The sequence below is a fragment of the Vibrio sp. R10-SF1-ISO8 genome, from assembly GCF_059833805.1.
Map to the genome: position 1 here is coordinate 73,650 of NZ_JCBDHL010000010.1, position 24,919 is coordinate 98,568.

Consider the following 24,919-nt stretch of genomic DNA (forward strand, 5'->3'; position numbering starts at 1 on the left):
TAAAAAATAAAGAGATGATCAACCGCACACATAAGCATGTTCATCTCTTTGTCTCGAATGCTATTAATCGACTTGCTCAACCGAAATACGGTTTTTGAACTCGAAGACCTTCTCTGCACACACATCAATGCAACGTCCGCAGCTCATACAGTCTTGGCTCATGACTCGTCGGTCACCTTCTTTTAGCGGTTGACGCAAAATCTCTGGCTCTGGGCAAACATTGTAGCAATCCATGCATTTGGTGCAGTCTTCACGACGCACTGCTGAAACACGAAGTAAGCTCTTTGAACCAATCACACCATAGGTTGCACCTAGCGGGCATAAGTGACCACACCAGCCGTGTTCAACAAGCAACAAGTCTAGCAAAAAGACCATAACAATCAGTATCCATCCGGCACCCATTCCAAACACCAAGCCACGATGAAGGGTGGCAACCGGATCAATCCACGCCCAAAGCACGCTTCCCGAGATTGCACTGCCAATAAGTAGTACTGGGATCAACCAGTAACGAAGTTTAGATGACCAGCGGTAGCTCGCCTTTAAATTGAGCTTTCTTCTCAACCAAGCGGCGAAGTCGGTAACGATATTAAGGGGGCAAACCCAGCCGCAAAAAGCACGCGGGCTCACTACAGCATAAAATACCACCACAACGGCGAAGCCAATCAAAGCGGTGAGTTCAGGCATATGCCCTGCTGCGAGTGTTTGAAGAACAATTAATGGATCACTAAACGGAATGACATCAAACAGATTACTAGACGATAGGTTGCCCTTTAGTACACCTAAGGTTGGCCCTGCCATGAACAAGGCAATGATGCTGAGCTGACAAACACGGCGCAGCAGCAAAAAGCGATGAGCCTTCCACCAGCCGAGTTCTCGGATTGCGTCTTTTCCTGCATCTTTCGCTAGATTCTTAGCCATTAGAGCTTACCTCCTAGCGTTTCTAACGCTTCTACAGGTACTTCCGGCGCGCTATTTTCCAGTGACTTGGTTACCTCTTCCCACCCCAATTGGTAGTGAGCTCCCATCTTGCCTTTCGCGAGCTCTGTTGGAATGATCTTGATTGCGGCAACTTCGGTCACACAAGCCTGCTCACATTTACCACAACCTGTACATTTGTCTGAATGAACGGTTGGAATGAGTTTCGCGTGATAGCCCGTTCGTTCATTGCGAATATGCTCAAGGGTTATTGCTTCATCGACTAGTGGGCAAACGCGGTAACAGACATCACAGCGCAAACCCTGCCAGTTAAGACAGCTTTCATGGTCAATCAAGACCGCGGTACCCATGCGAGCATCGTCGATATTGGTCAGGTTAGGGTCAAGCGCTCCGGTTGGACAAGCAGGCACACAAGGGATGTCTTCACACATCTCGCATGGAATTTTGCGTGCATTAAAGTAAGGCGTTCCTGCTTCAACAGAAGAGAGTAGCGTTGCCAATTTCAAGGTATCATAAGGGCAGGCTTGAACACATAAACCACAACGAGTACATGCGGCTTCAAATTCCCCTTTAGGCAGCGCTCCCGGTGGTCGAACCGGTACACCTTCACCGTTTCTTGCCTGACTTTGCGTCGACTGAAGTCCCAATACTGTCGCAGCGACTCCAACCCCAGCGGCCGTTCGAGCGGCATCGCGTAAGAACCGACGTCGACTCTCTGATAGCTTTGAATTAGACGAACTCATGACCCAATACCTCTCGCCTTCGCTTACATTGCAAGGTGACTTACAACCTACTTAAGCATAGCAACCATAGTAAATTTAAGGTTATTTTTGCGAGCAATGAGATCGAGATACATACCTCTAAAGAGGTGTATCAAACTTCAATTGATGCTTATCAACAAACCGCAGTGATAAAGCGCCCATATTGAAAAATTGCAGGGAAAGCACAGCTCACCTTATCCAACAAATATCTAAAGATTGAGTTTTTTGTCACACGAACTTTCCTTGCGACATATTATCCTTATAGAATGTGTGGCTATATTTTTGCTGCGGGGGTCTTATGATTGAAATCGTAATAGACGGAAAGTATCGAATTGTTGAGCAAGGCTCGACCCTACTAGAAGCGGCCAAAGTGTGTGGTGTAGACATCCCCTCACTATGTGGCCTGAACAAATCTGACCAAAAAGTCCCTTGTGACTTATGTGTTGTCGAAGTCGAAAGTGGCGGAACAAAGCGTGCTTGTGAATTAGAAGTCTATTCTGGGCTTAATGTCATTACCCAATCAGAGCAACTCAGCGCCCACCGTAAGCAAGCACTCAACCGGATCATGCTAGATCACTACGCCGATTGTGAAGCGCCATGCAAAACTGCTTGCCCTGCGGGTGTCGATATACAATCTTACTTATATTTCATCGCACAAAACGATCATCAAAAAGCGATTGAAGTGATCAAAAAGACGCTGCCAATGCCGCTTTCAATTGGGCGTGTTTGCCCTGCATTCTGTGAGAGTGAATGTCGCCGCTCATTGGTTGATGAGTCGATAGCCATTCGACAACTTAAACGTCACGCTGCTGATGCTGACCTTGCAGCGCAAGAATCTTATGTACCAGAGAAAAAACCAGCCAAAAACCTTTCCATTGCGATTGTCGGAAGTGGGCCGGGTGGCCTAACCGCAGGCTATTACTTGTCCAATGAAGGTTACGATGTCACTGTATTCGAGTCTATGCCTCAAGCTGGCGGCTGGCTTCGATATGGGATCCCTGAATACCGACTCCCTAAAGCGATTCTCGACAAAGAGATCGAATTAATGTGCCGTAACGGCATGGTGGTAAAAACGAGTCAGAAGCTGGGTGAGAATTTTAGCCTGTCTCAATTAAGCGAAGATTATGACGCAGTGTGCCTTGCTGTCGGTGCCTCACTCGCTGTCGAAATGAACTACCCGGGCAGTGATTTAGATGGCTGCTACCTAGGTGTGGATTACCTCAAAGATTATGTCACTGAGCAGCACTACACCACTGGCAAAAAGGTCGCAGTGATTGGCGGAGGTAACACGGCGATAGATTGCGCTCGAACAGCGCGCCGAGCCGGAGCAGATACCACCCTGATTTATCGCCGTACTCGCGAAGAGATGCCCGCCGAAGACTACGAGATTGAAGAAGCCGAACACGAAGGTGTGAAGTTCTTATTCTTAACCAATCCTGCTGAAAACATTGCCGACTCAAATGGTCGTGTCAGTTCAGTTCGGTTAGAGAAAATGGCGCTAGGTGCTCCAGATTCTTCAGGGCGTCGTCGACCACAAGCCACTGGTGAGTTCTTCACTGAAGCGTTTGATACCGTGATTGCCGCAGTATCGCAAAAACCTGATTTGAGCTTTTTGGAGAACGATTCACTCTCTATCCCATTGACTCGTTGGAATACCGCGCAAACAGATGACGCCACCATGCACACGGGCACTGGCAATATTTTCAGCATTGGTGACTTCAGACGTGGCCCTGCTACCGCTGTAGAAGCCGTGGGAGATGGCCGCATTGCTGCGAAAGCGATTGATTTATACCTCAATGGCGACATGACAGATATGCCTAAACCAGAGTTCAACTCACGCAAAGAGCAGAAACTCTCTCAAGTTGATCCGCTTCACTTCGAACATATCGAAAAAGTCGCGCGAAGCATTATGCCAGAGCTCACTCCCGATCAACGTGAGCAGAGCTTTGCCGAAGTCGAGTTAGGTTTCGATAACGATGACGCCATTCAAGAAGCACTGCGCTGCCTTGAATGTGGCTGCCAAGCCAACACCCAATGTGATTTACGTGACTACTCAACAGAATATGGTGCCGAGCAGCAATTCAAAGTTTCGCTGGAGGTGAAATCTCATCAAGATTGGTTAACACTGCGCAGTAAAGATCCTAGACACAAGTTCAGCGTTGACCGTAGTTCGCAGTTTATCGAATTCGATGCTAACCGCTGTATCAGCTGTGGTCAGTGTATTCAGGCATGTAGCGAACAAGCCGTTCACGGCATTCTCAATTTTGTTCACGATGAGAAAGGACGTCCTGCCCTCCGCCCCGATGATAGACCGCATTTTGGCTCAGCGAGAAATGGTCATTTACTCATGGGTGACTCCAACTGCGTGCAATGCGGAGCGTGTGTGCAAGCCTGCCCGACAGGCGCTATGGTCGATAGCCGAGATCGCTCTCAAGGTCGCAGCGAACAACTTAAACAAGTGGATACCATTTGTACTTATTGCGGGGTTGGCTGCAAGCTCACCATGCATGTCGACGAGGCGAGCAATCAAATACGCTACGTAAAAGGTGCAGAATCTCCCGTTAACCAAGGCATGCTGTGCGTCAAAGGCCGTTTCGGCTTCGACTTTATCAATGATGAATCAAGGCTAACAACACCTCTCATCCGCAAAGATGGCTGGTTGCAACCCGCAACGTGGCAAGAAGCGATTGATTTAGTCGCGAAGAAGTTCTCTGCGATTAAGCAAGACTTCGGCGGCAATGCGTTGGCAGGTTTCTCGTCAGCAAAAACCACCAACGAAGATAACTATGCATTCCAAAAGTTTATCCGTCGTGAGCTTGGCACTAACAACGTCGATCACTGCGCGCGCTTGTGTCATGCCTCTAGCGTTACCGGTCTTGAAGCCTCGTTAGGCAGTGGTGCAATGACCAACGACATACCCAGCATCAAACATTCGGATGTTATCTTCATCATAGGCTCAGACACCACGTCTGCGCATCCGATCATCGCTTCGCATATCAAACAGGCGATTCGTCATCATGGCGCTCGACTGATCGTCGCCGATCCAAAGCGGATTGATATGGTCGATCATGCTGAGCTGTACCTCGCCCATAGACCGGGGACAGATGTCATGCTGTTAAACGGGGTGATGCAGCAGATCATTAAAAACGGTTGGTACGATCAAGAGTACATAGAAGAGCGTGTGGATGGCTTCGATACCTTACTTCAAGAAGTGATGTCCCCTGCTTACGCCTTAGATAAAGTTGAGCTAGTCACTGGCGTCAGCGCTGAAGACATCTTTGCCATGGCGCGCACCATAGGCACGGCCAAACGTACCGCTGTTTACTACTCTATGGGCATTACCCAACATACAACGGGGCACGACAACGTTCGCTCAATCGCCAACCTGCAGCTTTTGTGCGGCAACATTGGTATTGAAGGTGGTGGCATCAACCCACTACGCGGTCAGTCTAATGTTCAAGGGGCCTGTGATATGGGTGCACTACCAAACAACTACCCTGGCTATCAAAAGGTGTATAACCCAATGATACGCCAAAAGTTCTCTATTGACTGGAACGCACCTGACCTGCCAGCAGAACCCGGGTTAACACTCACCGAGATCATTGATGGCGCATGCCAACGTGATGTGCGCGGCTTGTACATTATGGGTGAGAACCCAGTATTGAGTGACCCGAACCAAGCCCATGTAATTGAAGGGTTAGAAACGCTCGACTTCTTAGTGGTGCAGGACATCTTCTTAACTGAGACAGCCCAATACGCAGATGTGGTTTTACCTTCATGCTCGTTTGCCGAGAAATCTGGTCACTTCACCAATACAGAACGTCGCGTGCAGCGAGTCAACGCCGCAGTCAACGCTCCGGGAGAAGCAAAAGAGGACTGGTGGATCATCCAACAAATCGCCAATGCATTGGGCAGTGACTGGCACTATCAAACTGTCGCTGACATAACAGCGGAAATCACCCGCGTCACGCCACAATATGCTGGCCTCAAGTGGGATAACATTACGCCAGAAGGTGTCCAGTGGCCGAGCAACAAGAACAACCCGAACGGCACACGCATCATGCACCAAACCCAATTCACTCGAGGTAAAGGGCAGATGGTTGGAGTTCCATTCCGCTACGCAGCCGAACTGCCTGATGAAGAGTTCCCGCTCGTGCTTACCACAGGCCGAGTGTTAGAACAGTTCCACACCGGAACCATGACTCGTAAAACCAAAGGGCTCGACAAGCTTGCTGGGCCAAGAGCGATGATCAGTGTACAAGACGCCGAAGCGTTGGGGATTTCAAATGGTCAAAGATTGAAAGTCTCGACCCGAAGAGGAGAGATAGAGATCGATGCGTTTGTTACCAAACGAATCCAGAAAGGAGTGATCTTTATTCCTTTCCACTTCGTCGAGTCGCCCGTAAACAGGCTCACCACCACAGCCACCGACCCGCACGCTAAGATCCCAGAGTTTAAGGTCGCAGCTGTAAGAGTTGAGTCGCTAGACACCGCAGATAACCATGCCTAGCTAGCCGTTTTAGATAAGGAAAGAGAGTCAGCCGGAAGGTTGGCTCTTTATGTTTATCCGTCTAACCCCAACATGATACGATATAAAATAGATTGGTGAATATTAAATACGAGTTGTAGTAGAAATACTCTCCCAACAGTAGTTTTAGCGCTTTGCAAATTTACGGAAAATAATCAGAAAGGAATTCGAAAAAATGATAAGTAACTTTTACACTTGCGAAAAAGAAGTGGATGAAAATAGCCATGACGGAGAAGGCTCAATAGACATTTATCGTGCGTTCAAGCGTAAAGATTTCGACGGTGCATGGGATTTCGCTATTCGTGTCGTTATGCCGCCGGGAAGCTCTATGGGCGAACATACTCATGGAGACGATGAAGAAATGTATATCATTTTGAAAGGTGAAGGCACTATGACCATCGAAGGTAAGGAAAGAAAAGTGTCTTCAGGAGATATGATAGTTAACAAACGTTTTGGCACACATGGTTTGGTAAACACATCGAGCAATGAAATTGAGCTGTTAATAATTCAAGCAAGTCTAAAGTAAATAGCAATTGCAAAACGTTTAAACGGATTCCAAACGCTCGGCTTTTTTCGTTCAGCTAAGTTGGTGATGACAATCAATTTACTGGTTTTATGGTTGGACGATTATAGCTTCAAAGAGGCAGATGTAATGAATAATTTGTTCACGTATGTATCAGCAATGAAAGAAGAGCTTGACGGCCTATCGATAATTGAGAGAGTACATACACAACAGACTACCGAAGAAGACGGATTACTTATAGAACACAGTGAACTACTCGTAACGTTTAACAACGGTGTCGGTGTAAGAAAGTTAACCGAACGAGAGCTGTCAGATCATGACTCGGATACAGTCTGTGAGGAATGCTGGATTTCATACGAAGTCACTGAGCAACCGATCACTCTAAACATAACCCCCAAGAAAAAACACTTTACAAATCAGTGCCAAGAATCATTCTGGCTGCAAATCAATAAAGCGCAGATATGCACATAAAAAGGAATCTCAGTTGGAGAAAGTTTTAGTTAGTTCCTGTTTGGTTGGCAATAAAGTTCGATACAACGCCAGTTGTTTATCCATACCTGAATCCGATTTCAATTGGCTTCAATCAAATGTAGAGCTGGTGATATTTTGTCCTGAAGTGTCGGCTGGCCTTCCCACTCCAAGAGCGCCTGCTGAAATCATCTTCGGAAGAGGGATTGATGTGCTTAGCGGCTCTGCCAATGTTGTTGGTGATGATGGTATTGATGTCACAACTAAATTCGTAGTCGGCGCTGAAAATGCTTTGAAAAGTTGCCAGCAACAACAAATAAAGTATGCAGTACTAGCTGAGGGCAGCCCTTCTTGTGGTAGTTCCAAGATTTACGATGGAACATTCAGTGGCACCAAAATCACTGGATCTGGTGTAACTGCGGCTTTGTTGGAGCGTAACGGCATCAGGGTGTTCAGCCAACATACAATCGACCGACTTCGAAGCGTACTGAAGAGAGCTCGCTAGCGAGCTTCGACATTAGAATACTCGATGGAAATCAGCGACAATGCATTCTTGTCAGCATACCCATTACTATCATCTGGTACCTCGACGTTTCATCATCTCCATTCACACTTTACGGCAAATAGCGTTTAGCCGACTTCATCAGTTTTTGGAAAGATGGGCACTCTAGATGAGAGGGTTGAGGGCAGTTCGCGACGTGGTTAAGGTTATCGCGTACGATTGCCAGCCTCTTGATTTTCTCATCAATTTCTTCCACTTTTTGAGTAAGCAAATTTCGGTTAATGGCCAGTTCATCGTCGACATCAAACATGGATGCGATCTCCTCTAGCGATAACCCCGCAGCCCGACCCAGTGAAATAATATTTAATTTATTCAAAATATTAGGTGAGTATTGTCGACGTAAGCCATTTCTTCCAATCGAACGAATCAGCCCAATCTTTTCATAATACCTGAGCGTGGACGGTGCCAAACCTGACTCTTTAGAAACGACTGCAATATCCATAAATATTCTCATTGACTTAAAGTTAACTTCAAGTTGTAACATGATTCAAAACTAACAGGTTAAAAGCGAATTACAACAGGGAAAACGAAATGGCAGTATCAATTTGGCTACAAGCGATTTGGGTTGGTATAGGCGCGACGGTGATCATGGATATTTGGGCGTTAATTCAGAAGCGTGTGCTTGGCATTGCTCCTCTTGATTACGCGTTAGTCGCGCGTTGGGTATGTTTGATACCAAACGGACAATGGGTTCATCGTCCGATTATGGCGACGCCACCCGTCAAGGGAGAGAGGCTATTGGGTTGGGCTCTACATTATTTGACTGGTATCGTTTTTGCGTTGGTCCACACACTTGTTTTGGGCGAAACATGGCTGATGAATCCGAGTATCGTACCTGCACTCACGACAGGCATAGTGACCCTAGCGTTTCCATTCTTGATCATCCAACCTTGTCTAGGATTTGGTATTGCCGCAACCAAAACACCCTCGCCATGGAAAGCACGAGGGTTAAGTTTGTTAGCGCATAGCTTATATGGCTTTGGTCTGTATCTAACAGCGCTTGTGACGCTATAGAGACGTTAAGCTTAACTAACCCGCTTGAGAATCAACGCAGTACCCATACCACCACCGATACACAGTGAGGCGAGACCGAGTTGAGTTTTAGAGCGGATCATTTCATAGATCAGCGTAGTGACAATTCGGCCACCCGATGCACCGATTGGATGCCCAAGGGCTATCGCTCCGCCATTGACGTTGGTTTTACCTTCAAACCAATCGTAAGGCACTTGATGCTGTTCAGACAGCCCTTTCATCACTCCAATGGCTTGCGAAGCGAAGGCTTCGTTGAGCTCTAACCTTTGAATATCACTCAGCTCGAGCTCTGCGCGTTGCAATGCCTGTTTTACCGCCGGGATTGGGCCTAATCCCATCACATCAGGCTCAACACCACCCTGCCCTGTTGCCACTACCTCAACCAAAGGAGCAAGCCCATGTTGCTGAACCGCTTGCTCACTGGCAACAATCAAGGCTACCGCACCATCATTTAAGCCGGAGGCATTACCTGCCGTTACGCTCCCTTGCTTATCGAATGCCGCGCGAAGCCCAGACAAGCTTTCTATGGTCGTACCGAATCTCGGATGCTCATCAAGATTCACAGCGCTTTCACCTTTGCGTGATTTAATCACTACAGGAACGATTTCTTGTTCAAAGCAACCAGACTTAATTGCCTGCTCGGCTCTTGATTGGCTGCGCAGGGCAAATGCGTCTTGCTCCTCACGGCTTATTTCATAGCGCTTGGCAATGTTTTCAGCAGTAATACCCATATGAAAACTGCCAAAAGCATCCGTTAAGCCATCTTTGAGCATAGTATCAACCATGGAGATATCGCCCATTTTATTGCCTTGGCGACACTTCCCATCCACCACAAAAGGAGCATTACTCATACTTTCGGTGCCTGCAGCAACCACAAGGTTTGCGTCACCGCTTCGTACCGAGTTTATGGCGTTGAGTATGGATTTCATGCCACTGCCGCAGATCATGTTCAAGGTATACGCAGGGGTTGTAACAGGTATCTCTGCGTGAATAGCGGCTTGCCGACCCACCCCCTGCCCTAAACCTGCACCGAGCACATTACCCACCACCACTTCATCAATCATGGTCGGAGCAAGTTCGGCTTGGGCAAGCGCACTCTTAATGGTTAAGCTCGCTAATTCAACGGCAGATTGGGAGCTCAGCCCGCCAAGGAAGCTGCCAATCGGAGTTCGCTTGGCAGCAACAATATAGACTTTCTCGGTCATCTTAGAGTACCAACCCACCATCTATTTTAAGAACTTGCCCAGTGATAAAGCTTGATTTGTCACTGGCTAAAAACTCGACGCCATTGGTGATATCTTCCGTTGTCCCCATACGGCCAAGTGGCGTTTTGCCTTTCATCATATCGAGAACTTTCTCCGGCAAATCAGCGGTCATGGGCGTTTCGATAAAGCCAGGTGCTACACAGTTGGCGCGAACTTGAGCCCCTTTACGAGCAAACTCTTTCGCCCACCCTTTTGTCATGGCAATAACCCCACCTTTTGTAGCCGCATAGTTGGTTTGCCCAATGTTGCCGTCGGTCCCAACTACTGAAGACATAGTCACAATCGAGCCGTAGTTGTTTTCCATCATTAACGGCGCGATGGCTTGAGTCAGGTTGAATACACCTTTTAGGTTAACGTCTAGTACAAAGTCCCATTCTTGCTCTGTCATTTTGTCGATCAGTGCGTCTCGGGTCACGCCTGCGTTATTCACTAACACATCTACGTGCGAGTCTTGTTGTTTAATTGACTCCACCAGCTCAGCAATTGCTTGTCGGTCGCAGATGTTCACCGTAACAGCTTGCACATTTTCTACATCAGAAAATGCCGCGGCTAATCCGTCCGAATTCATATCTAAGGCGTATACCTTTTCTGCTCCGTTTTGAGCGAATCTCTCAGTGATTGCTCGACCTATTCCTTGCGCTGCGCCTGTTACCAGACAAATTTTGTTCTCAAACATGTCTTAATCCTTATGGGCAAAATAAAAAACTGACGAGTAAAACCAATCAATCGCAAACGCACTTCGCCTACCGAATTATCGGTGTCTGCCTTGATTGGAAGTTGATGAACGATTGAACCACTATTCATCTTTACTAATTTTGAGTCGAAACTGCGTGTCAAAGATTGCAGTATCCATAAATTTTAATGACGAACTGACGACAGGAGCGAAATCCATGTGCTGCAAGATGTCTCGCTCTAAATCCATACCCGGAGCTATTTCTATTAGCTCTAATCCATTCTCCGTTAAGCGAAACACCGCTCTTTCGGTGATGTACAGAACAGGCTTGTTACTCATAATGGCTTGCTTAGCACTAAACGTAATTTGTTCTACTTGGTTAATGAGCTTTTTCTGTCGACCTTCCTGAATAATAGTCAAAGCTTGGTGATTTACCTCAACTTGTAAACCTTGTGCGGTAAAAGTGCCGCAAAAGTAGACCTTCTTCGCGTTCTGCGTGATATTGATGAAACCACCACAACCTGCAATTTTGCTCCCAAAACGAGAGACATTAATATTACCGCTTTGGTCACATTGGGCTAAGCCAAGAAAGGCTTGGTCGACGCCGCCACCATCGTAGAAATCGAACATCTGATCTTGGCTGATGATGGCTTGTGGTAGACGAGAGGCACCAAAATCCAATCCACTTTGCGGCGTTCCACCCACGGCGCCCGGCTCAACCGTTAAAGTGAAATGCTCCAAAACCCCCGCTTGCTGCGCGACTTGTGCGATATATTCAGGAGCACCAATCCCTAAATTTAAAATAGAGTTAGCTTCTAGCTCCATCGCGGCGCGGCGGGCAATAATGGTTTTCGCATCAAGCTTAGTAGGTTGGTTAGAATCACAAGGTGTTGCTTGCTCTTGAGGAGTTGGGATTCCCACAAACTCAGGATTCATCATGGTGGCGAAGGTTTGCATATGCTCTGCGTCATCTTGGCACACAACCACAGCGTCAACAAAAATACCGGGGATCTTCACCGCATGTGGATCGAGCGTTCCGGCTTCGACGACACGTTTCACCTGAACAATCACTTTACCTCCGTTGTTCTTTGCTGCTTGCGCCGCCGCTAAGCTTTCAACAATTAGGCACTCATCTTCCATAGTGATGTTGCCGTTCTCATCGGCTGTGGTACCTCGCAATATGGAAACATTGACGGGTAGTTTGTGATAGAACAGGTGTTCTTCTCCGAGCAGATCAATCACCTCTACCCACTGCTGCGTGGTTGCTGAGTTGATCTTCCCCCCTTCGATTCTCGGGTCGACAAACGTACCTAACCCGACTTTGCTAATCGTGCCCGGCTTACCTGCTGCGGTGTCACGTAATAAGTGAGAAATAATACCTTGAGGAAGGTTGTAGCCTTGAACTAGGTTGTCGACCGCTAACTGTTGTAGCTTAGGGACTAATCCCCAGTGCCCACCAATGGCTTGTTTCACTAGACCTTGTTTCGCAAGATGATTAACAGCGCGACCTCGCCCATCGCCCTGCCCTGCAGCAAAAATCAGAGTAAGATCTTTCGGTTGCTGAGTGTGAGTAAAACGCTCCCCAATGGCTCTTTCAATGGCTTCAGGCACGACACTGCCAATGAACCCCCCGAGTAATACTGAATCACCGTCATTAATCCATTGCGCTGCCTGTTCTGGCGTAAGCTTTGCGACCACTTCAACCTTCCTTGTTGTCTCTGCCCAAGTTTCTTTCTACCAAATCAGCTTAGTTCCTGTCGGCGCTGTTGTTAATTGCACAAATAGAGATTGTGAATTTCATATTAGGAATAGTTTTTAGCTAGGGGAGTGAGCGACACAGATCTCTTCGACCCTCTGATAGAGGTACTGTTTAAAGCCGAGACAACGTTCTGGCATTGGCGTTCTTGGGCGGAAAAACAGGTCGATATCAAAACTCGCGCACTGGTAATCTTGCATGATGTGTTGCAGCTCGCCATCTTGAATCTGCTTGCTCACCAAGGAATGAGGTAGGTAAGCAATCCCAGCATTTTCTAGGGCAAGATCAAGCAGCATTTCGCTGTTGTCACACTCTAGTGTGTCTTGAATGGTGGCTATCTCCGTTTCTCCATCACGCTCAAAACACCATCGGTTGCCTCCAACCAAGGTTCGCGCATATAGGCAACGATGCTGACCAAGCTCATTGGGGTTTTCTGGCATACCATGTTTAGCGAGGTATTGGGGAGAAGCACATAAATATAAAGGCTCACGCAGCAGCCGCTTACGCACAAGTAACGAATCTCGTTCTGGCTCACCGTCATAACTGGCACTGGCACGAAACGCAAAGTCGATACTGAGTGGATCAAACTCTCCGGCCTCAATAAAGATCTTAAAGTTCACCTGAGGGTGCATTTCAATATACTCAGCGACAATCTTGGTCAAATATTGACGTGCAAATAAGGGGGTGGAAGAAAGCTTTATTTCACCACGCTGCTCTTCCGCTAGATTTTGCACCTCTTCACACAAGCTATGAATATCGGGTAACAGCGGAGAAAAGCGCTCATAGAGTAGTTGGCCTGCTTGAGTGGCGTTCAACTGCCGCGTACTGCGTTTAATCAGCTCGACTGACATCGCTTCTTCCAGCTCTTTAACCCACCGACTGCCCGCCGCAGGAGAAATACCCTGTTGAATGGACGCCTCACGAAAAGAGCCGAATCGAATCACGGCACAAAAAAAGACGATCTTATCCAGAATAGGCTGTCGGCTTGAAAGCAGATTCGTTGTCATTCACTCACCAAGCCTTTTTGCAGAGCGAGTTTGACCAACGCGGCTGTTGATGTAGCGCCGAGCTTCTTTTTGATTCGGAGTCGATGCGTTTCTACCGTACGAACACTGATATGAAGCAAGTCGGCAATATCTTTATTGCACGCGCCATTAACAATCGCCTTCAGCACATCTGACTCGCGGTTAGTTAGCGTATCGTCTTTTGGCTCTGGCTTATCGTTTATCTGCTCAAGCAATCGATCTGATGCCTGAGGACACAAATAAGAACGCCCTTGCGCCACTTGGTTGATTGCCATGACCAACTCTTCAGAACCCACATCTTTGAGCACATACCCTTTCGCCCCTGCTTTGACAGAGCGAACGACATAGTCACGGCTATCGTGCATCGACAACATAATCACTGCCGTGCGTGAATGGCTTTTTTCGAGCTTCTCTAAGACTTCAATCCCATTGAGACCCGGCATATTGATATCAAGCAACAACACATCGGGCTTAAGTGACAGTGTGGTGTCGAGTGCATCGATACCTGTTCCCACACAAGCGAGAATATCTAGGTTGTCTTCCCTTTCAAGTCGCGACTTTAGCCCGTCCTGCATCAAACGATGATCGTCGGCTAATACAAGTCTAATCATACAAACTCCATGTTTAAGCTCACTCGTACTTCTGTACCTTGTCCCTGCTCACTGGTTACGGCAAATGTGCCACCAATCGCCTGAATCCTTTCCTTCATATTCTGCAATCCCATATGTTCAAATATAGGTTGTTTGCGCTTTCCTGATTTTAGTTTCTTGGCCGGAATACCGACTCCGTCGTCACTGACGGTTAAAATCAACATTCTGCCTTCTCTTTGCATAATCACGTCGACACCTTGTGCATTGGCGTGTTTTTCGACGTTATGCAGTGCCTCTTGCACAACCCGATACAAGGTTGTTTCTACTTCTGGTAAAAACTCTTCTCCATCTATATCGTGTTCGAACACGAGCTCTAACTGCGTACGCTCCCTTAGCTCGTTTATATAGGCTTCAATCCCCGCCACCAGCCCTAAGTCATCCAGCTGCGGTGGGCGTAAATCACGCGAAATTCTTCTTAATTCAACAATCGCCTGCTCCATCGCGTTTTTACTCGCATCGAGTTCAAGTTCTTTTTTCTCTTCATTCGCTTCTTGGGAAACATTGTCTAAACGGTATTTAGCGGCGACCAACAACTGATTGACGCCATCATGCAGCTCTCGCGATACGCGGCGACGTTCATTCTCTTGCGAATCGATAATCTGTTGATTCAATACGCTTAACTGTTGATTCGCTAAACGACGAACATTTAGGTTAAGCGAGGCACCCAAAGCAGCAATGACAGATACGGCAACAAACACTAAACCAAACAAGGCGGTACTGGTTTTGCCAACATTCTGGTCAAAGCCGTTTTGCATATGCTCGACTTGTCGCTCAATATCGTCGAGATAGACCCCTGTCCCCACCATCCACTGCCATTTATCAAGCGAGACCGCATAGCTCAGCTTAGGTAGTGGTTCTTTCTTCGATGGCTTGTGCCATAAGTAATCGACAAAACCGCCACCGCTTTTTCCCGCTTGGATGAGCTCTTGCAGCAGTTTTTTTCCTTGAACATCTTCGACGTTCCACCAGTTCTTGCCTATTCTATCTGTTTGATATGGCAACACGAGCGCATCGCCTTCCCAGGTATAGGCAAAGAAATAACCATCACTGCCATATGTGAGGCTGCTCAACTTTTCGGCAACAATTTGCTTGGCGAGCTCCTCAGTTAACGAGTCATCTAGGTAGTAAGGCTCGATACTTTTGACTGCCATTTCTACGTACTGTTTTAATTCTTGCTTCTTGACCGCCAGGACATTATTTCGGGTCAAGGCGACCTGCTCTTCAACTAGCTGTTTTGCTTGACTAAATAGGATGCTAGCAACAATCACCACTACGATAATTAATGGAACTATCGATAGTAGAATGATGTTGAGTGTCAGCCTTCTGTTACTTACAAATCCCATTTCGCCATCCATGCTTGTACGTAGTTTTACTAAAACTTTATTCGGAAAATTGCACTTAATACCGACTAAATTTGCGCAATTTTCCCAATAGAGAGCAATAAATCCCCTCTCTAAACTTAAGCTCAAATGTAACATTGCGTTAACACAAATTACTACGCGATGTTCACATTTCTCAATATTGACAAGGAACTCAGCTTAACAAGGAGACACCCCCCATGAACCTTAAGAAAGTTGCCATCGCTACTGCACTCACTCTTGCGGCTTCAGGTCTTTCTATCAGCGCTCAAGCCGCAGATAAAAAGGTACTACTGAAAACCCCAATCGCTTTTGGTAGCCACTTACCCGCTCTCGGTACACCGATTCAATGGTACGCCGATCACATCACCAAAACCTCGGGCGGTACGATCAAAATGAAGATCTATGAGCCAGGTAAATTGGTCAATCCAGCTGAGATCTTAGACGCAGTATCTACAGGTAAGGTCAACTCAGGCTATTCAACTGCTGGTTACTGGCAAGGTAAGCTTCCTGCATCCGCACTTTTCTCAGCAGTACCATTTGGCCCAGAAGCGGGGGAATACATGGCGTGGCTGTTCTTCGGCAACGGTCTAAAGCTCTATCAAGAGATGTATGACCAAGGTGGCTACAACGTAAAAGTGATGCCTTGTGCGATCATTTCCCCGGAAACATCGGGTTGGTTCCGTAAGCCTATCGAGAAGCCAGAGGATCTAAAAGGTCTTAACATGCGCTTCTTCGGCCTTGGCGCATCGGTGATGGAAAAACTTGGTGTTGGTACGGTTCAACTACCCGGCGGTGAGATCTTCGGCGCTCTAGAGAAGGGGGCGATTGATGCTTCAGAATTCTCTCAGCCTGCCATTGACCAACGTTTAGGTTTCCACAAAGTGGCTAAGTACAACTACTTCCCGGGCTGGCACCAACAATCGACCGTATTCGAGCTGCTGATCAACAAAGATACGTGGAACAAGATGAGTGACACTCAGCAAGCTGCGGTTGAAACCACTTGTATGGCAACCATGACCTACTCGATTGCAGAAGGTGAAGCACTGCAATTTGCTGCGATGGAAAAAGCTAAGGAAAACGGCGTAGAAATCCGTTACTGGAACAAGGAAATGCTCAGCCTGTTTGAGAATACTTGGCTAGAAGTGGTTGATGAGAAAAAAGCCGCCGACCCATTCTTCGATAAAGTCTGGAGTGACCTAAGCACCTTCCGTGAAGGATACGCGCTATGGGCAGCAAACGGCTTCTTACCTCGTGAAACCCAAAGCCAATAAGCTTGCGTAAAAGGTCGACGTGAAAACGTCGGCCATGGTTGTAAGGAGTAACCAATGAGCAAAGTGTTGTATTCAACCCCGACGGTCCCTATGTACTGCCACATTGAACGCTTAATCACTACCGCAAGTAAGGCCTTGGCTTGGACGAACCTAGCCCTAGTTGCAGTGATCATCATTCAGGTAGTGCTGAGAAAAGTTTTCTCCAATGGTCAAATCGCGCTTGAAGAGTTGCAATGGCACCTGTATGCAACGGCGGTAATGTTTGGTACCGCTTACGCGCAAATATCCAACTTACATGTACGTGTCGATCTGTTTTATCACAAGTTCTCGGAACGTAAAAAAGCACTCGTCGATCTGTTTGGGCTAACCCTGCTTGCGATACCTTTCGTCGTGATTGTGATTCTTCACTCTTATGATTTCGCTTATGAGTCTTGGCGCGTGAATGAAAGTTCTGCGTCCCCATCCGGACTGCCTTATCGCTGGCTTATCAAAAGCGTTATCCCACTCAGTTTTACGATGTTACTTCTGTCGATGCTAGCGAGAATTCTGCGCAATTTAGAAACTTTGTTTGGCGGCGAACAATCAAAAGGAGCAAATCATGGAAGCGAATGAATGGATTGTGATCGCCATGTTTGGCTCGTTTATCCTGTTACTGTTTACCGGCATTCCAGTTGCGTACGTACTTGGCGGTATTGGCGTTGTGTTTGCAGCAGTGGGGTACTTCGCGGATGTCTATCTCGATACTTTTACTGGCCTCGATTACACCAGTTTAGGGTTGGTGGTTAACCGTATCTACAAGATCATGGACAACTGGATCTTGGTTGCCCTGCCTATGTTTATCTTCATGGGTAACATGCTCGATAAATCAGGAATCGCAGAAAAGCTCATGGCTTCAATGCAGGCTCTGTTTGGTAAGGTACACGGCGGCTTAGCCATTACTGTGATGGCAATTGGTATCATCTTAGCTGCTTCTACCGGGATCATCGGTGCCTCTGTGGTGCTGTTAACCGTGATGTCACTGCCAAGCATGATGCGTCAGGGCTATCATCTACCTCTTGCTCTTGGCACCGTCGCATCGGCAGGGACGCTGGGTATTTTACTTCCCCCATCCATTATGCTCGTGATCATGGCGGATCAGCTTGGTCTCTCAGTTGGTGACTTGTTTATGGGTGCCATCATGCCGGGCTTGCTACTAGGTAGCTTGTACATTATCTACATATTGGTTGTAGGTAGAATGAACCCAGACAAAGCGCCTGTACCAGAAGACGTCGAGCCCGTCGATTGGAGCTTGATTCTGCAAGTTTTCAAAGACATCACGCCAACCGTTATGCTCATTTTCTGTGTACTGGGCTCTATATTCGCTGGAGTGGCTACGCCAACTGAAGCGTCTGGCATTGGAGCAATGGGGGCGACGATGCTCGCGGCTTACAATAAGAAGCTTAACCTCAAAGTACTGAAAGAGGTGTTACTGGCTTCTTACGGCACTACGGCTTACATCTTTATGATCTTCTTAGGCGCTTCGTGTTTTGCTTTAGTGCTGCGAGAGCTAGGTGGAGATGAGCTCATTGAGTCATTCTTAAGCGGCTTACCGTTTGGTCCTTATGGCATTATCGCTTTCATCTTGATGATCGTCTTCCTGCTTGGCTTCTTCCTTGATTGGATTGAAATCACCCTGATTGCGCTGCCGCTACTTGCACCAGTCATCGCAAGCCTAGGAATTGAACTGGATGGTCACGGTGTGGTGGATAACCCAAGCTTGGTTTGGTTCGTGATGCTGGTTGCTATGGCACTGCAAACGAGCTTCCTAACACCACCGGTTGGCTTTGCGTTGTTCTACTTGAAAGGGGTTTGCCCAGAGGGTGTCGCACTAAAAGATATCTACCGCGGCGTTATTCCGTTTATCGCCATTCAGTTGGTCGCACTTATCTGTTTGGTTGTTTGGCCGCAGTTAGTTCTTTGGTTCCCGAGTGTTGCATACGGTTAACCTTGTTAGCGAAGTATAGTAGTCCAAAAGCCAGCTCATTTGTTTGAGTTGGCTTTTTATTTGATATCAAAACATTCATTCAAAATGCTAAGAGCGCGTATACTAGACGCTACAACACACTACAGAGACAACTTGGATGAAAAACAAACTCATTGCCACAGCATTAATCTCAGGCTCACTATCTTTGTTTGGCTGCTCATCAACTGGCGACATCGAAAATGCGGCCGATAAAAATGCTGATGCCCAGATTGCAGGATGGGTAGACTCACAGATCTTAGCCCCAGAAGGACTCTCGCTAGCCAGTGATAATGTCGAATATCTATCAGGGAAAGCGGACTTAAACAGCGATGGTAATCCCGAGTATTTTGTTCTAATTCAAGATCCTTACTTTTGTGGCAGCGGCGGCTGTAGCGCGACCATCTTCGATAATGCGGGCAACATAATTCACAACATGACGGTCACCGATACGCCAATCTTACTCGCTGATAGCTACCGCAATGGCTGGCAAGACTTTATCGTTTGGAGTAATGGCGCATACCGACTGATGAGCTTCAACGGCGAGTCTTATCCAAGTAACCCGTCCGTAGAGCCAGTGGCAGATCTAGAGTCACAGCGACAAAGTGCTATGGAAAAAGTCATGGCAACAGAGCTTTACCAGCAAGATGGTTACGATATTGAAGCGGTTTATGATGTCGAGATTTGGGCACCTGCCGAAGAGTTTCGCTTCACCTTCAAGCACTACGGTGATCCCGACTTCACCTATCATGCAACAGTAAATCAAACGACTGGCGAAGTGGATGTTCATACCAAGCCAGTTAAATAAGCCAAACATGGCTACCAAGGTTGCTTGGTAGCCCTAAATAGGGACAACTAACCAGTAAAGGTTTCCCTATTTAATCTGCGACAGCTTAAGATAGGAGTGAATCTCGCCATTCTTGTGTTCTACCGCAGAATGAATATTGATCTCTGCGTTACCGACAATGCAAAAACTGTAGGTATTCTCCCCTTTGTAGATCTCTACCGAGACGAGCCCCTCTTTCAATTTCCACTTCCCCGTAGTTTGGAAACGGTCAAACAATCGATACTCGTCTAGAGTACCATCACAGTGAAAAACGACTTCGGTAATGTAGCCACCAGTACAGGTCTTAATCCAATGATTGCCCGCAACATCGTCAAGCGTAAGTTCACGCTTACCTTCAAGCCAATGTAGATACTCACTACTCTGCATTTGCGTTGGTGATAAGGCTTCTTTATTCACCAAGGCTTGCTGCTCAGCTTCCCGATTAAATAGTTGCAGTAAAACCTTATCTTTATCCATCTCTATACCGTTAGTTCTAGTCGATTACCATCTGGGTCAAACACACAGCTTTCATAGTACCCATCGCCAGTATGCCTTGGACCGTCAACCCTCTCATACCCATCCGCGACTAAGCGAGCCGTTAACTCGTCGACAGCCTGTTCGCTCCCCAATGAAATCGCAAAATGAATCAAGCCCGTAAACTGTTCATACAAATCATCTTTTGATTCTGGAACCCCTGCCATCTCCATTAGCTCTAGTCGACAACCGCTATCAAAGGATAGAAAGTACGAAGAGAATTTCTTGCTTGGGTTATGGTACTTTTCATTGGCCGTCGCATTAAAGTACTTAATGTAAAACTCTTTAAGTACTTCAAGTTGTTTTGTCCAGATTGCGATATGTTCGATTTTCATCACTTTGCCCCTTTAGTCTCGATAAATATCAGATTAAAGGCGAACGAGAAGGTAAAAAAGAGATGAGATTTGAGGCAAAAATTTCCCATTATCACTTCCTTTTCTGCTTGAAAACTAAACGCTTAAATCTTAGCTTTCTCGGCACGATATTGATTTCCCTGTCAAAACCGATACAATCTCTGCGCTATTTAAGCAAACGTTTATTTATTCTCAGGGCGGGGCGAAATTCCCCACCGGCGGTATTCCCTTCAGAGTTTAGGGTGAGCCCGCGAGCGCTCGATACGTCGAGGTCAGCAGATCTGGTGAAAACCCAGAGCCGACGGTTATAGTCCGGATGAGAGAGAATGAAAACACACCATCATGCAAAGATCGGTTGATCTAAGCGTGTCGTGGTGCATTTCGTTTTGGCTGGGGTTTATACCTCAGTGCTCATGTATGCCCTGATTCTGGTGATATTTAGGAGTTAACCATGAATCAGTCATCTCTACTTGCCGAATTCGGCGAACCAATTACTCGTGTTGAAAACGCACTTGTTGCCCTTAAAGAGGGACGTGGCGTGCTTTTGCTTGACGATGAAGATCGTGAAAATGAAGGCGACATTATCTATTCAGTTGAATCACTCACAACACAGCAAATGGCGTTAATGATTCGCGAATGCAGCGGTATCGTATGTTTATGCCTTCCAGAAGAGCAAGCTGACCGCCTTGAACTAACCCCAATGGTAGAAAACAACAACAGCGCAAACCAAACTGCGTTTACCGTTTCAATTGAAGCGAAAGTTGGGGTGACGACAGGCGTTTCAGCTCAAGACCGCGTGACGACTATCAAGACTGCTGCAAACCCAACAGCGCAACCTTCAGACTTAGCGAGACCTGGTCATGTCTTCCCACTGCGTGCGCGCAAAGGTGGCGTTCTGACTCGCCGTGGTCATACTGAAGGCACAATCGACCTAATGCAGATGGCTGGTCTTCAGCCAGCAGGCGTACTTTGCGAAGTGACCAACCCAGACGGTAGCATGGCGAAAACGCCAGAAATCGTCGCCTTTGGTAAGCTACACAATATGCCAGTACTGACCATTGAAGATATGGTGATGTACCGCCAACAGTTTGAGCAAAAACTTGCTTAATGAGATAAAGCCAAGTGCTTTAGCACTTGGCTTTTTTGATTGAGACTATCCGATGCAACACGCGCCCTTTGAAAAGCAGTTGATAGACCTTATTCAAGCAGATTCCTTACGTACTCAAGCTCTAAAGTGCGTTTCCGAACTCTGTCTACCTGATTGCTATATTGCAGCCGGATTTGTGCGAAATTTAGTGTGGGATTCATTACACCACCAGTCTGAAGCAACACCTTTAAATGATGTTGATGTCGTCTATTTCGATAGAAACGAATCAAACTCAGACCGCTACCTCGAATATGAACAACAACTGAGCTTAGAAATGCCGAATCTAAACTGGCAGGTAAGAAACCAGGCGTTGATGCATACTCGGAATGGAGATGAACCATACCGAAATTCGGTTGATGCTATGACTTATTGGCCAGAAAAAGAAACCGCCGTCGCTGTTAGACTAAACGATAAGCTTGAATATGAATGCGTTTCTGCATTCGGTTTTGACTCGTTATTTGATCTAAAAATAACTCACAATCCGGTGCGGCCGAAAAAACTGTTCGTGAGTAGAGTTGAAGGAAAAAACTGGCTTGCAAAATGGCCCTTACTTAAAGTGACGTTCTAAGCTTGCTCTCGCTCTTGCAACCACATATTTAGCGCTTCAACAGGAATGGGTTTAGAGAAGTAATAACCTTGTACACAGTTACAACCGTATGAACTTAGCATCATGTGTTGTTCTTTCGTTTCGACCCCTTCTGCGACCACTTTAATTTCGTAGGTCTCTCCGATTGCCAAGATAGCTTTGATCAATGCATTACTTTGCGCGTTGTCCGTTAAATTAGCGATAAAGCTCTTATCAATCTTTAACTCGTCAATAGTGAACTGATTAAGATGGCTCAAGCAAGAGTAGCCAGTTCCAAAGTCATCCAGTGAAATACTGAATCCATGTGACTGCAATCGAGCAATGATGGGTGTCACTCTCTCCAAATCATGAATAAAAATACTTTCCGTTACTTCAAGCATTATTCGGTTGGTGGTTATTCCCACCTCTTCCGTTATAGCAAGTAAGCTTTCGACAAATCCGTCGAGCAGCAGCTGTTTAGGAGAAACATTGATAGAAACATTTAACCCCTCACCGCCATTGCCCGGTAAGTGGCAAATATCTTCACAAGCTTTCCTAAACACAAACAGCCCTATTTCGTTGATCATTCCATTTTCTTCTGCAAGAGGAATGAAGACATCCGGTGGGATAAATCCGTGTTTTTTCGAGTTCCAACGGACTAAGGCTTCAACACCCACCGTTTCTCCTCGCTCAGTACATATCTGGGGCTGGTACACCACGCTAAGTTCCTGACGGCGTAGCGCATGCTTTAACTGTTGTTCAATTTGATACTCATCTTTGATCTGCTGATTAATCTCATGATCAAAGAAAAGAACACTGCCTTTCTTGTTTTGCTTAGATCGATAAAGCACCATGTCTGCATTGGTGATTAAGGTTTCTGCGCTATCACTGTCACATGGATACATACTGACACCAATGCTGCAATCAGCTGTTAGTAAGCGTCCATCAATGATCAAAGGCTCATCAAACACACTTTTGACCGCCGATGTTTTCGCAATCGCATGCTGCTTGTCGTCTAAAGCTGGGAAACAGAAAATAAACTCATCACCACCGAAACGAGCCACTGTGTCTTGAGGTTCAAGCAGTGATTCGAACTTACGACTTAAGCACTCTAAAAGCTTGTCACCCACAGAGTGTCCATAAAGATCGTTAACTTTTTTAAAGTCATCTAGATCCAAGAAGATAACGGCAAGCTTTTTCTGGCTATCTTTCGATTGTTTGATTCCCATTTCAATTTGCTCTATCAGAGCAGAGCGGTTGGATAACCCTGTTAGTGGGTCATGCAGCGCCATATACTGCATTTGGTTTTTGGACTCTTCTAAGCGTTCAAAGTCATCGGTAATCCGTTGTTGAAACTTGCCAAATCGCGTCACAATAACATGGCTTGCGACGAAGCTTAGACCAACCATGAGCAGCGTTGAAGCTAAGCTAATAAGAACGAGGTTGATTAACTGCTGGTTGTGGCTGTCTTCAAGTATCTCTTGTTGCTTCTCTATGTAACGATTAACTTCGTTGATCGGAAACGAGGCACCGATGTACCAACCCCAAGGATTAAACTGCCTTAAGTACGCTATCTTGGACGCCTCTGACACCTCTCCGCTTGGTGGTTCAATAAACTCCCCTTGCTCAAAGTCGTTACGATTCAACTTCTGCCAAGCGCGTGCCAATTGACCATCTAACTGATATACGTTTTTCCCCACCAAGTTAGTATCTTCATGGACAAGAATGACGCCATGTGTATCAAAGATAAACACCTTCTCTTCTTGGTTAGTTTGGTAGTCAGCGATACTTGTAATCAATGCAGATTTAACGTCTCCCTCTACATCAGCTACGTATTCTCCCGTTCCTATAAACCAGTCATACGGCTCAAACGCTTTACCAAACCCAATCTTTTCAAATTCTTGCGTGACAGGGAAACCCGGCTTTTGGTACCACCAGCGATAAAAAGCTTCACCACCATTCTGCTGAATAAGCTTAATATGCTCTCTTAAGATGTAGGTACCTTTAATGTCGACAGCATTCCACGCCGAATTACCTTCTATTTGCGGCTTAAGAGCATGCATGACGTTGATGCCATCCATCTGAAATATGAAGAAGTAACCGCGATTGTTGTAGAAGCGAATTGGCTTGAGGGCATCAGAGATCATTTTCTTGATCTCTGCTTTACTTTTGTTCGGGTTGTTTTGGAAGATACTATCGGCGATCTGATGAGCTTCAATAACTCTTTGCTTTGCCTGATTTTTTAACTCTGATACCGTTTGTGCCTGACGATAGACCACTCGGTTGTAAACCTGCTCCACTTGCTCAAAGACCACTTGCTTTTGGTGATCAAGCATATTGCTTCGTAACGATTCAACACTAACGCGTGCTTTTTCCTTACTGTCGCTGATAAACACCAACATGATGACGGTTGCAAACAAGGCAACAATCAAAGTCGGTACATATCGAATCAACAGCACTAATTTTTTATCGTTAAGAGACGCCAATTCAAACAACCATCATTACTATAGATATATTTAATAACTATACTGCATGGAGTGACGCACACTAGAAAACAATACCAAACTTGAGGCTTAGGTTAGATTTTACCCCAACACAGTTCAAAAATGAAATCAAATGCTTAATTAGCGCACTATTTGAAGCAATTTTCTTAAGGGAAGAACCGCCACTGCTAGTAATATCAG

General features: G+C 46.4%; 23 protein-coding genes and 1 riboswitch. Of the genes, 11 read left to right on the forward strand and 12 right to left on the reverse strand.

What is annotated here, in order from left to right:
* Positions 1 to 63: 63 nt before the first annotated feature.
* Positions 64 to 918 carry a quinol dehydrogenase ferredoxin subunit NapH gene (gene napH, locus AC6R00_RS05925; RefSeq protein WP_500639658.1) on the reverse strand — a complete coding sequence of 285 codons (855 nt, stop codon included), beginning with the start codon at positions 916 to 918 and terminating at the stop codon, positions 64 to 66.
* Positions 918 to 1,679: a ferredoxin-type protein NapG gene (gene napG / locus AC6R00_RS05930; protein WP_500639659.1), complete on the reverse strand. Its 762-nt coding sequence runs from the start codon at positions 1,677 to 1,679 to the stop codon at positions 918 to 920. The genes napH and napG overlap by 1 nt, the downstream gene beginning before the upstream one ends.
* A 316-nt stretch (positions 1,680 to 1,995) precedes the next feature.
* Here napG and fdhF point away from each other — a divergent pair, with 316 nt between their 5' ends.
* The 4 genes from fdhF to AC6R00_RS05950 all read left to right on the forward strand — a co-directional run bounded on the left by fdhF (position 1,996) and on the right by AC6R00_RS05950 (position 7,721).
* A complete protein-coding gene (gene fdhF / locus AC6R00_RS05935; RefSeq protein WP_500639660.1) occupies positions 1,996 to 6,207 on the forward strand; it encodes a formate dehydrogenase subunit alpha in 4,212 nt (1,403 codons plus the stop codon).
* A 193-nt stretch (positions 6,208 to 6,400) separates the two neighbouring features.
* Entirely contained in the window at positions 6,401 to 6,751 is a 351-nt protein-coding gene (locus AC6R00_RS05940; protein ID WP_500639661.1) for a cupin domain-containing protein, read from the forward strand.
* A 126-nt stretch (positions 6,752 to 6,877) separates the two neighbouring features.
* Positions 6,878 to 7,219, forward strand: a complete 342-nt coding sequence (locus AC6R00_RS05945) for a hypothetical protein (RefSeq protein WP_500639662.1) — start codon at positions 6,878 to 6,880, stop codon at positions 7,217 to 7,219.
* 13 nt (positions 7,220 to 7,232) lie between these two features.
* Entirely contained in the window at positions 7,233 to 7,721 is a 489-nt protein-coding gene (locus AC6R00_RS05950; RefSeq protein ID WP_500639663.1) for a 2-thiouracil desulfurase family protein, read from the forward strand.
* A 109-nt stretch (positions 7,722 to 7,830) separates the two neighbouring features.
* Here the strand turns inward: AC6R00_RS05950 and AC6R00_RS05955 are convergent, their stop codons facing one another.
* Positions 7,831 to 8,220, reverse strand: coding sequence for a helix-turn-helix domain-containing protein (locus tag AC6R00_RS05955; RefSeq protein ID WP_500639664.1), 390 nt, complete (start codon positions 8,218 to 8,220; stop codon positions 7,831 to 7,833).
* A gap of 89 nt (positions 8,221 to 8,309) precedes the next feature.
* Here AC6R00_RS05955 and AC6R00_RS05960 point away from each other — a divergent pair, with 89 nt between their 5' ends.
* Entirely contained in the window at positions 8,310 to 8,792 is a 483-nt protein-coding gene (locus AC6R00_RS05960) for a DUF2938 domain-containing protein (RefSeq protein ID WP_500639665.1), read from the forward strand.
* 11 nt (positions 8,793 to 8,803) lie between these two features.
* Here the strand turns inward: AC6R00_RS05960 and AC6R00_RS05965 are convergent, their stop codons facing one another.
* From AC6R00_RS05965 to AC6R00_RS05990, 6 genes are all read right to left on the reverse strand, one after another.
* Positions 8,804 to 10,015: an acetyl-CoA C-acyltransferase gene (locus tag AC6R00_RS05965; protein ID WP_494503876.1), complete on the reverse strand. Its 1,212-nt coding sequence runs from the start codon at positions 10,013 to 10,015 to the stop codon at positions 8,804 to 8,806.
* Between the two features lies 1 nt (position 10,016).
* On the reverse strand, positions 10,017 to 10,751 hold the full coding sequence (fabG, locus tag AC6R00_RS05970; RefSeq protein ID WP_500639666.1) for a 3-oxoacyl-ACP reductase FabG: 735 nt from the start codon (positions 10,749 to 10,751) through the stop codon (positions 10,017 to 10,019).
* A gap of 120 nt (positions 10,752 to 10,871) precedes the next feature.
* Positions 10,872 to 12,446 carry an acyl CoA:acetate/3-ketoacid CoA transferase gene (locus AC6R00_RS05975; RefSeq protein ID WP_500639667.1) on the reverse strand — a complete coding sequence of 525 codons (1,575 nt, stop codon included), beginning with the start codon at positions 12,444 to 12,446 and terminating at the stop codon, positions 10,872 to 10,874.
* A gap of 117 nt (positions 12,447 to 12,563) precedes the next feature.
* Positions 12,564 to 13,511 carry a LysR family transcriptional regulator gene (locus tag AC6R00_RS05980; protein WP_500639668.1) on the reverse strand — a complete coding sequence of 316 codons (948 nt, stop codon included), beginning with the start codon at positions 13,509 to 13,511 and terminating at the stop codon, positions 12,564 to 12,566.
* Positions 13,508 to 14,140, reverse strand: a complete 633-nt coding sequence (locus tag AC6R00_RS05985) for a response regulator (protein WP_500639669.1) — start codon at positions 14,138 to 14,140, stop codon at positions 13,508 to 13,510. Before AC6R00_RS05985 ends, AC6R00_RS05980 begins: the two co-directional genes overlap by 4 nt.
* Positions 14,137 to 15,522, reverse strand: coding sequence for a cache domain-containing protein (locus AC6R00_RS05990; RefSeq protein WP_500639670.1), 1,386 nt, complete (start codon positions 15,520 to 15,522; stop codon positions 14,137 to 14,139). The genes AC6R00_RS05985 and AC6R00_RS05990 overlap by 4 nt, the downstream gene beginning before the upstream one ends.
* 215 nt (positions 15,523 to 15,737) lie before the next feature.
* Between AC6R00_RS05990 and AC6R00_RS05995 the strand changes: the two genes are divergently transcribed.
* The 4 genes from AC6R00_RS05995 (at position 15,738) to AC6R00_RS06010 (ending at position 19,618) form a co-directional block, all read left to right on the forward strand.
* Positions 15,738 to 16,811 carry a TRAP transporter substrate-binding protein gene (locus tag AC6R00_RS05995; protein ID WP_049844748.1) on the forward strand — a complete coding sequence of 358 codons (1,074 nt, stop codon included), beginning with the start codon at positions 15,738 to 15,740 and terminating at the stop codon, positions 16,809 to 16,811.
* Between the two features lie 54 nt (positions 16,812 to 16,865).
* Positions 16,866 to 17,423 (forward strand): TRAP transporter small permease subunit, encoded by a 558-nt coding sequence (locus tag AC6R00_RS06000; RefSeq protein ID WP_054961033.1) that lies wholly within the window; start codon positions 16,866 to 16,868, stop codon positions 17,421 to 17,423.
* Positions 17,410 to 18,795, forward strand: a complete 1,386-nt coding sequence (locus AC6R00_RS06005; RefSeq protein ID WP_500639671.1) for a TRAP transporter large permease — start codon at positions 17,410 to 17,412, stop codon at positions 18,793 to 18,795. The genes AC6R00_RS06000 and AC6R00_RS06005 overlap by 14 nt, the downstream gene beginning before the upstream one ends.
* Before the next feature lie 136 nt (positions 18,796 to 18,931).
* Positions 18,932 to 19,618 carry a COG3650 family protein gene (locus AC6R00_RS06010; RefSeq protein WP_500639672.1) on the forward strand — a complete coding sequence of 229 codons (687 nt, stop codon included), beginning with the start codon at positions 18,932 to 18,934 and terminating at the stop codon, positions 19,616 to 19,618.
* A gap of 66 nt (positions 19,619 to 19,684) precedes the next feature.
* Here the strand turns inward: AC6R00_RS06010 and AC6R00_RS06015 are convergent, their stop codons facing one another.
* Positions 19,685 to 20,113 carry a hypothetical protein gene (locus AC6R00_RS06015; protein WP_500639673.1) on the reverse strand — a complete coding sequence of 143 codons (429 nt, stop codon included), beginning with the start codon at positions 20,111 to 20,113 and terminating at the stop codon, positions 19,685 to 19,687.
* Between the two features lie 2 nt (positions 20,114 to 20,115).
* Positions 20,116 to 20,505, reverse strand: a complete 390-nt coding sequence (locus tag AC6R00_RS06020; RefSeq protein WP_500639674.1) for a VOC family protein — start codon at positions 20,503 to 20,505, stop codon at positions 20,116 to 20,118.
* 202 nt (positions 20,506 to 20,707) lie between these two features.
* A riboswitch (FMN riboswitch) is annotated at positions 20,708 to 20,855 on the forward strand.
* A 119-nt stretch (positions 20,856 to 20,974) separates the two neighbouring features.
* Between AC6R00_RS06020 and ribB the strand changes: the two genes are divergently transcribed.
* The gene (ribB, locus tag AC6R00_RS06025; RefSeq protein ID WP_171803372.1) at positions 20,975 to 21,631 is read left to right on the forward strand and encodes a 3,4-dihydroxy-2-butanone-4-phosphate synthase; all 657 of its coding nucleotides are present in this window, start codon (positions 20,975 to 20,977) and stop codon (positions 21,629 to 21,631) included.
* 52 nt (positions 21,632 to 21,683) lie between these two features.
* Positions 21,684 to 22,238, forward strand: coding sequence for a nucleotidyltransferase family protein (locus AC6R00_RS06030; protein WP_500639675.1), 555 nt, complete (start codon positions 21,684 to 21,686; stop codon positions 22,236 to 22,238).
* On the opposite strand, the gene AC6R00_RS06035 is transcribed toward AC6R00_RS06030, so the two are convergent.
* A complete protein-coding gene (locus AC6R00_RS06035; RefSeq protein ID WP_500639676.1) occupies positions 22,235 to 24,721 on the reverse strand; it encodes a bifunctional diguanylate cyclase/phosphodiesterase in 2,487 nt (828 codons plus the stop codon). The two genes, AC6R00_RS06030 and AC6R00_RS06035, sit on opposite strands and share 4 nt — an antisense overlap.
* Positions 24,722 to 24,919: the final 198 nt, after the last annotated feature.

What these genes read in the sequence shown, in the direction of transcription:
- napH (WP_500639658.1), bottom strand. Translation starts at nt 918, where the DNA reads ATGGCTAAGAATCTAGCGAAAGATGCAGGAAAAGACGCAATCCGAGAA.
- napG (WP_500639659.1), bottom strand. Translation starts at nt 1,679, where the DNA reads ATGAGTTCGTCTAATTCAAAGCTATCAGAGAGTCGACGTCGGTTCTTA.
- fdhF (WP_500639660.1), top strand. Translation starts at nt 1,996, where the DNA reads ATGATTGAAATCGTAATAGACGGAAAGTATCGAATTGTTGAGCAAGGC.
- AC6R00_RS05940 (WP_500639661.1), top strand. Translation starts at nt 6,401, where the DNA reads ATGATAAGTAACTTTTACACTTGCGAAAAAGAAGTGGATGAAAATAGC.
- AC6R00_RS05945 (WP_500639662.1), top strand. Translation starts at nt 6,878, where the DNA reads ATGAATAATTTGTTCACGTATGTATCAGCAATGAAAGAAGAGCTTGAC.
- AC6R00_RS05955 (WP_500639664.1), bottom strand. Translation starts at nt 8,220, where the DNA reads ATGGATATTGCAGTCGTTTCTAAAGAGTCAGGTTTGGCACCGTCCACG.
- AC6R00_RS05960 (WP_500639665.1), top strand. Translation starts at nt 8,310, where the DNA reads ATGGCAGTATCAATTTGGCTACAAGCGATTTGGGTTGGTATAGGCGCG.
- AC6R00_RS05965 (WP_494503876.1), bottom strand. Translation starts at nt 10,015, where the DNA reads ATGACCGAGAAAGTCTATATTGTTGCTGCCAAGCGAACTCCGATTGGC.
- fabG (WP_500639666.1), bottom strand. Translation starts at nt 10,751, where the DNA reads ATGTTTGAGAACAAAATTTGTCTGGTAACAGGCGCAGCGCAAGGAATA.
- AC6R00_RS05980 (WP_500639668.1), bottom strand. Translation starts at nt 13,511, where the DNA reads ATGACAACGAATCTGCTTTCAAGCCGACAGCCTATTCTGGATAAGATC.
- AC6R00_RS05985 (WP_500639669.1), bottom strand. Translation starts at nt 14,140, where the DNA reads ATGATTAGACTTGTATTAGCCGACGATCATCGTTTGATGCAGGACGGG.
- AC6R00_RS05990 (WP_500639670.1), bottom strand. Translation starts at nt 15,522, where the DNA reads ATGGGATTTGTAAGTAACAGAAGGCTGACACTCAACATCATTCTACTA.
- AC6R00_RS05995 (WP_049844748.1), top strand. Translation starts at nt 15,738, where the DNA reads ATGAACCTTAAGAAAGTTGCCATCGCTACTGCACTCACTCTTGCGGCT.
- AC6R00_RS06000 (WP_054961033.1), top strand. Translation starts at nt 16,866, where the DNA reads ATGAGCAAAGTGTTGTATTCAACCCCGACGGTCCCTATGTACTGCCAC.
- AC6R00_RS06005 (WP_500639671.1), top strand. Translation starts at nt 17,410, where the DNA reads ATGGAAGCGAATGAATGGATTGTGATCGCCATGTTTGGCTCGTTTATC.
- AC6R00_RS06010 (WP_500639672.1), top strand. Translation starts at nt 18,932, where the DNA reads ATGAAAAACAAACTCATTGCCACAGCATTAATCTCAGGCTCACTATCT.
- AC6R00_RS06015 (WP_500639673.1), bottom strand. Translation starts at nt 20,113, where the DNA reads ATGGATAAAGATAAGGTTTTACTGCAACTATTTAATCGGGAAGCTGAG.
- AC6R00_RS06020 (WP_500639674.1), bottom strand. Translation starts at nt 20,505, where the DNA reads ATGAAAATCGAACATATCGCAATCTGGACAAAACAACTTGAAGTACTT.
- ribB (WP_171803372.1), top strand. Translation starts at nt 20,975, where the DNA reads ATGAATCAGTCATCTCTACTTGCCGAATTCGGCGAACCAATTACTCGT.
- AC6R00_RS06030 (WP_500639675.1), top strand. Translation starts at nt 21,684, where the DNA reads ATGCAACACGCGCCCTTTGAAAAGCAGTTGATAGACCTTATTCAAGCA.